Origin of the sequence: Streptomyces sp. RPT161, assembly GCF_027533845.1 — a bacterium.
Lineage (GTDB): Bacteria > Actinomycetota > Actinomycetes > Streptomycetales > Streptomycetaceae > Streptantibioticus_A > Streptantibioticus_A silvisoli_A.
In genome coordinates this window covers 63,994-70,674 of record NZ_JAPZVN010000029.1, presented here as the reverse complement: position 1 = coordinate 70,674, position 6,681 = coordinate 63,994, and the positions used below count along the sequence as shown (strand labels likewise).

The 6,681-nt window shown below is 69.9% G+C and carries 5 protein-coding genes; 3 read left to right on the top strand and 2 right to left on the bottom strand.

Annotated features, from left to right (window positions below; translation table 11 throughout):
- On the top strand, positions 1-1,138 hold a 1,138-nt coding region (locus O5O46_RS32550; protein ID WP_269859247.1), incomplete at its 5' end, for a catalase.
- Positions 1,139-1,719: 581 nt separating this feature from the next.
- On the opposite strand, the gene O5O46_RS32545 is transcribed toward O5O46_RS32550, so the two are convergent.
- Entirely contained in the window at positions 1,720-2,505 is a 786-nt protein-coding gene (locus tag O5O46_RS32545) for a helix-turn-helix domain-containing protein (RefSeq protein ID WP_269859246.1), read from the bottom strand.
- Between the two features lie 62 nt (positions 2,506-2,567).
- Between O5O46_RS32545 and O5O46_RS32540 the strand changes: the two genes are divergently transcribed.
- Positions 2,568-3,374 (top strand): SDR family oxidoreductase, encoded by an 807-nt coding sequence (locus O5O46_RS32540; protein ID WP_269859245.1) that lies wholly within the window; start codon positions 2,568-2,570, stop codon positions 3,372-3,374.
- A gap of 457 nt (positions 3,375-3,831) precedes the next feature.
- Here the strand turns inward: O5O46_RS32540 and O5O46_RS32535 are convergent, their stop codons facing one another.
- Positions 3,832-4,257, bottom strand: a complete 426-nt coding sequence (locus O5O46_RS32535; protein ID WP_269859244.1) for a pyridoxamine 5'-phosphate oxidase family protein — start codon at positions 4,255-4,257, stop codon at positions 3,832-3,834.
- A gap of 441 nt (positions 4,258-4,698) precedes the next feature.
- Between O5O46_RS32535 and O5O46_RS32530 the strand changes: the two genes are divergently transcribed.
- Entirely contained in the window at positions 4,699-6,333 is a 1,635-nt protein-coding gene (locus O5O46_RS32530; protein ID WP_269859243.1) for a Na+/H+ antiporter, read from the top strand.
- Positions 6,334-6,681: the final 348 nt, after the last annotated feature.

The window sequence follows — 6,681 nt, the reverse complement described above, 5'->3', positions numbered from 1 at the left end:
GCTCGATCGCAACCCGCAGAACTTCTTCGCCGAGACGGAGCAAGTCGCCTTCCACACCGCCAACGTCGTTCCCGGCATCGACTTCACCAACGACCCGCTGCTGCAGGGCCGTAACTTCTCCTACCTCGACACCCAGCTGATCCGCTTGGGCGGTCCCAACTTCAGCCAGCTCCCGGTGAACCGCCCCATCGCGGAGGTGCACCACAACCACCGCGACGGCTTCGGCCAGCAGGTGATCCACTCGGGCCGCACCAGCTACTTCCCCAACTCACTCGGTGGCGGCTGCCCCGCGCACGCCGGAGCCGGCGGGGGCGCCGGGGTCTTCCGCCACTACCAGCAGCGGGTGGAAGGCGAGAAGATCCGCGTCCGCAGTGACAGCTTCAAGGACCACTACAGCCAGGCGACGCTGTTCTGGAACAGCATGTCCGACTGGGAGAAGCGCCATATCGTGGAGGCGTTCCGCTTCGAGCTCGGCAAGGTGGAAACCGTCGAGGTCCGCGAGCGGATGGTCGGCAACCTGGCGAACGTCCACCCGGACCTGGCCGGCGCGGTCGCGGACGGTCTGGGGCTTGCGACTCCGCAGGCGCCAGGCACCGTCTCCGACGCCTTCTCCCCCGCACTCAGCCAGGAGAACCTGCGCGGTGAGGGCATCCGTACCCGCAAGGTCGCCGTCCTGGCGGCGGACGGCAGCGAAACACAGCAGCTTGCGGCGATGCGTGACAGGCTCACCGAGAACGGGGCCATCGTGGAGGTGCTCGCCGCCAAGGCAGGCTCGGTACGCGGCAACAACGGCGACACGCTGGAGGTCGATCGGGCGATGCCGACCATGGCCTCGGTCCTCTACGACGCGGTGGTGGTACCGGCCGGCAAGCGGGCCGCGGACACGTTGGCGGAGGATCCGGCGGCGGTGCGGTTTGTCGAGGAGGCCTACCGGCACGGCAAGCCGCTGGCCACCCTCGCCGACGGGGCCGGTCTGCTGACTGCCGCCAAGCTGCCCGAGGAAGCGCTCCGCGGTGCCGGTCCCGACCTGGGGCTCTTCACCGCCGCGGACGACGCCTCCACCGCCGAGGTGGCCGACGCGTTCATGGCCGCGATCGCCAAGCACCGCTTCCCGCACCGCCCCGGCCTACTCAACTGAGCGGCCGCCCATGGCACCCGCCCCGGTGACCAGCCGAGTACCCGTTCACAGCCACCGGGGCGGCGGCCGCACCACCGTGCGCCCGACGTGCGGTTGAACGACTTGCGAAGAGGACGGGAGACGCCGGGCGCCGAGCGCGCCCGGCTGGGTTCAGTCGTCGAGTGTGGATGGTGTGGCTGGCTCGGGGCACGACTTGTAGTCGAAGCGCTGCCAGGCCCGGGTCATCAGCTCGCGCACGTGCCGCACCTGAAGGTCCGAGAGGGCCCGAGCAGTCGGCCCGGCTCCTCGTCAACCTCGCGCCGGGCTGGTACCCGGTGGCCGTACAGCATGCGTTGTCTGCGTTGCACACGGGGTTGCCACTCGGCGATCCGGGGCCAAGTCGACGCTACGCGAAAGACCGGCCACGCACCATCAACTGGCCTCGCACGTAGTTCGGGCCAGGCCCCCGCCGGTTCGGGGTGGATGCTCCGGTGAGGCGGCGGCACATGAGGCCGACCACGGCGAGGTGGATCCCCACCGTCTCTTCAGCCGCCTCCATCCTTCCCTTTCAGATCCGCCGCGCCCAACGCTCCATCCGCACATCAAAGGAGCCGGGCCAGGGCGGCGGCAGAGGGGCTTCCGGGCGCCGCCTGGTAGACGATGATCACTTGCTGCTCGGCACCGCCAACGGTAAGCGCCTGCCGCCGCAGGGAGAATTCCCCAACGACCGGATGCATGAACCGTTTGAGCTCGTCGCGGGAGGGCCGCGCGTCTTGCCGGGCCCATAGGCGGCGGAAATCCTCGTTGGCCTCCAGCTCGGCGACGAGCCGCGCGGTCCTGGGATCGCGCGGGTCGGCCTCCGCGCGCAGGGCAGCAGCGGTCTGCGCGGCGATCTCCGGCCAATCTGGGAGCAGTCGGCGGACCTCGCGGGAGAGGAACATGTCCCGGACCAGGTTGTGCCCGGGCTCGTACATCGGGGCAAGCGCGCGGGCCCGTTCGTTCGCGGCCAGCACGTCGAACCGCCGGTTGCGCACGTACGCCGGGCTGTCCACCCACGCGTCGAGCAGCTGGTGCACGTCCGGAGTGACCTCGGTCTCCGGAAGCCGTACGGGATCCGGGGCGGCGAGCGTGAACATGAACGCCGAGGCGTCGGCGTCCAGGTCCAGTGCCCGCGCGAGCGCCCGCAGTACCTGCGGTGACGGGTGGCGGTCGACGCCCTGTTCCAGCCGGGTCAGGTACGGCTCGCTGATGCCTGCGAGCCGGGCCAACTCCTCCCGGCGCAACCCCGCGACCCGCCGTCGGCCGAGGGCGGGCCGGTCCGCGTGCGAGGGCGGGATCCGTCCCCGCCGGGCTTTCAGGAACTCCCCCAGGGGGTTGTCGGTCGCCATAGCGGGAGGGTAACCCTCCCGGGGTGCTGGCTGCGGACCGGTGGACCACGCAGGATCGAGCCATGAAGACCTGGTTCATCACCGGCGCGTCCCGCGGCTTCGGTCGGATCTGGGCCGCCGCCGCCCTCGCCCGCGGCGACCGCGTCGCCGCCACGGCGCGCCGCCCCGAGTCGCTGCAACACCTCGTCGACGCCTACGGGGACAGCGTGCTCCCGCTCCGCCTCGACATCACCGACCGAGCCGCCGCCACCGCCGCCGTGCGGCGGGCCGCCGAGGCTTTCGGCCGCCTCGACGTGGTCGTCAACAACGCTGGCTACGGCCTCTTCGGCATGGTCGAGGAGACCACCGAGGCGCAGGCCCGCGCCCAGCTCGACACCAACCTGCTCGGCCCGCTGTGGGTGACACAGGCCGCGCTTCCGTTCCTGCGAGCCCAACAAAGCGGGCACATCGTGCAGGTGTCCAGTCTCGGAGGTCTCGCCGCCTTTCCCACCCTCGGGCTGTACAACGCCTCCAAGTGGGCGCTCGAGGGGATGAGTGAAGCACTCGCCCAGGAAGTCGGTCCGCTCGGCATCCACGTCACGATCGTCGAACCCGGCCCCTACGGCACCGACTGGTCCGGCGCGTCCGCGGTACGTACCGAACCCATCGCCGCGTACGAACCGATCCGTGAGGCGCGCCGGGCCGGCGCCACCGCTCGCGCGCCACAGGATCCGCAGGCCACCGCCGAGGTCATCCTCGAACTGGTCGACACCGAGGAACCACCTCTGCGGCTCTTCCTCGGTGCGTACCCCTATCCCGTCGTCGAAGCCGCCTACCAGCAGCGACTCGACACCTGGAACGCATGGCGACCGCTCGCCACCAGGGCTTGACTTCGGGCCGAAGCGAGACCGAGGAGATGTGCCGGGCATCGTCCGGCATGCCGAGCCCGTCAGCGATCCGCTAAAACACGTCTGGGCGAGCCACCTCGCGGCGCTCGTTGATGACTTCGTTCACGCGACCCTGCGTCATGTCGACGACCGCCGCGAGGCTGGCCTGGCTCGCCCCGCCGTACCACGGCACGTACCGGAACACCGTCCCCATGTCTCGGGAACGGAGCGCCTGGCCCAATCTCCGGCCGCGGCCAAACCGGTTCAGGCAAGTCGACGGAGGCCGAAGGTGCCATGGCGTCCTCAGTTCACAGCGGGACGGCAACTCATCTCGCAGGAGATTACGGCGCACGTCTCAACCGGGCGCCCGCCATACCGCCTTCGGCCGCACGAGTCACCTGGACCAGGCCATCGACGCTCTGCTCTACGGCTGTGCGGATGACCGGGGCAAAGTCACTGATCAAGCCGTGCCCAGATCGGCGGTGAGCCAGCGCTCTGGACGCATGCGGACCACCACGTGGTCGGCGAGCTCCACCTCCGCCCACGCCGCGTACCGGTCGAGTGTCTCACCCGAGAGGTAGCGGCCGGCCATCTCGCGATGGAGCGTGCTGGTCCCTTCGGTCACTTCGGCGACCGGTCCTTCGACCGAAACGTACCGGACCGTAGGATCCGTGCGTTGTACCAGCAGGCTGAAGCGGCCCGCCGCCCTGATCAGGGTCATCTTCCGGGAGTCCGCGCCGGTCAGGATCCACGGCAGACCACCGGGCTCGTAGGCGTACCAAATTGGAACCATCAACGGCCCACGGTCGCCGTCAGCTGCGACGCCGAGCGCGGCTACATGCGGCTCAGCCAGAAAGCTTTCGCGTCCTTCGCGTGAAAGTGCCATACCTCGACACTAGGTCCGCCCACTGACAACGGCTCCGCGAGAAATCCTCAGTTGAGCGATGGCCCCCTCGACCGGACTTCGCGGACGGGCGGGAGTGCGCTCGGCTGACCGCCTGCTGACGGGTGGTGAGGTCCCGTCCGCGTGACGTTTCAAGGGTGTGCAGAACGTCCCGCCAGCCCATTTGCAGGCTTTGTCCGGGCCCTGCCAGCGGCCTCGGGCTGGACACCCCGGGACACCCGACGACGGCGGCCTGGCGACGACAACCAGGCCCATCAGTGGCCGTCCGTGGCATGCCTCCTCCCTGTGAGCGCCGGGCACCTGTTCATATGGACCGGAGCCGCACCCACCCGACCGGGATGCCGCTAGAGAACCGGAGTTGACGCCTCGGCTCCGACGGGAACCAGGACAGGGGCACCTGCCCCAGCGCGAAGGCGGTGCCGAATGCAGGGCTTGGAAGTCACCGTGGTGGTCCTCGCGGCCGTACTCGCCACGACCTGGCTTGCCCGCCGCCTGCGCTGGAACGAACCGGTCCTGTTGGTGGCGGCCGGGTGCGTGATCGGCCTCGTCCCCGACTTCCGCACGCTGGTCCTGCGCCCCGATGTCGTTCTGCTCCTGTTCCTGCCACCCCTGCTCCACTGGGAGTCGCTGACCACCTCCCTCCGTGAGATCCGTACGAACGTGCGGGCCATCATGCTGCTCTCGACCGGCCTGGTGCTGGCCACATCCGCCGCCGTGGCCGCGGTGGCACACGCCATGGGCCTCTCCTGGCCGGTCGCCCTCGTCCTGGGCACGGTCCTCGCGCCGACCGATGCCATCGCCGTGGCGGCGGTCGCCCGGGACCTGCCCCGACGGATCAGGATCATCCTCCGGACAGAGAGCCTGATCAACGACGGAACCGCGCTCGCCCTCTACACCGTGGTGCTCGCAGTGGCCGTGCGGGGACAGAGATTCAGCTGGCCGGGCGCTGTCGCACGCTTCCTGCTGGACTACGCGGGCGGTGTCGCGATCGGCGCCGCCTGCGCCGTCGCCGTCGTGGCACTGCGCAGGCGGTTGTACGACCGCACACTGGATAGCGTCCTGGCGGTGCTCACCCCGTTCGCCACCTATCTGCCCGCGCAGGCAGCCGGTGTCTCCGGTGTCCTGGCAGTGGTCACCTGCGGCCTCATCCTCAGCCAGGCCGGTCCCAAGGTGATGAGCGCGGGCGCGAGGGTGCAGGTCGTCCACTTCTGGGAAGTGAGCACGTTCATCCTCAACGGTGCCCTGTTCGTCCTGGTCGGCATCGAGACACCGGCCATCGTGAGCGCGACCGGTTCCGCCGCCCTGGGACACGCGGCGGTCACCGCCTTGCTGATCAGCGGCGTTGTGGTCGCCACTCGCCTGCTGTGGTTCTACTCGGTGCCGTACATCATCCGCGCCGTCGACCGCCGTCCGATCCAGCGCACGCTGCGCTCCGGCGCCCGGCAACGGTTCCCCCTCGCCTGGAGCGGGGTGCGTGGAGCCGTGTCGCTGGCAGCCGCTCTCGCCGTCCCGACCACCATGGCCGACGGTCGGCCGTTCGCGGGACGCAACCTGCTGGTCTTCACCGCCGTCGTCGTCATCCTGGTCACGCTGGTCGTTCAAGGGACCACCATGCCCGCGGTGGTCCGCTGGGCGGGCCTGCGCCGCGATGCCGCAGAGACGATCGAGGAACGACGCGCCCGTCGCCAGATGGTCACCGCCGCGCTGGAGGCCCTCCCCGACTGCGCCCGCCGACTGAACACGCCACGGGAGACCGTCGACGTCATCCTGGACGAACTGCGCCAGTACGCCGCCCAAGCCGAGGAGACACCGGAGCCCACCGGATCCGGCATGCGGGCTGGACTCGAACTGCGCCGTGCGCTGATCGCGGTCGAACGCGACGCCCTGATCCGCCTTCGAGACCAAAGCAACATCGACGACATCGTGCTGCGCAGACTGCAGTCGCTGCTGGACAGCGAGGAGCTCAGAATCGAGCTGGGCCTGCGCGCCTTCCTCGACCAACCGCCCCCACCACCGGGCAGCACCACCAACCCGGACGGGCCAGCACCCGGCGAGTAACCGATCACGTTCAGGACGGGTTGCGCCACTCCCCCGGGGTTCGCCAAGCCGGTGAGGCGAACGCTTCCCGGCCAGCCGAACCGCCCTGAAGAACTAGAGATGGGGCTCTCTGGCGGCCGGGGAAGAGTCGTCAGCGCAGGTTGCCGTGCGGAACTTCCTGGGCCTCGCCGCTCACGGCCTCGTCGCCCTCCTCAGCCCGCTCCTTGGCGCTCTCGCGGCGATCACCTAGGCCGGAGGAATCAGCGAGCCAGTCGCCAAGCCAAGGCCGACGTGTGCCGTGCCGAACAGTGGCGCACCTGGCACAGGCGGGGAGTTTGCGAGCAAGGCCTTCATCGGCCTTCCAGGCGT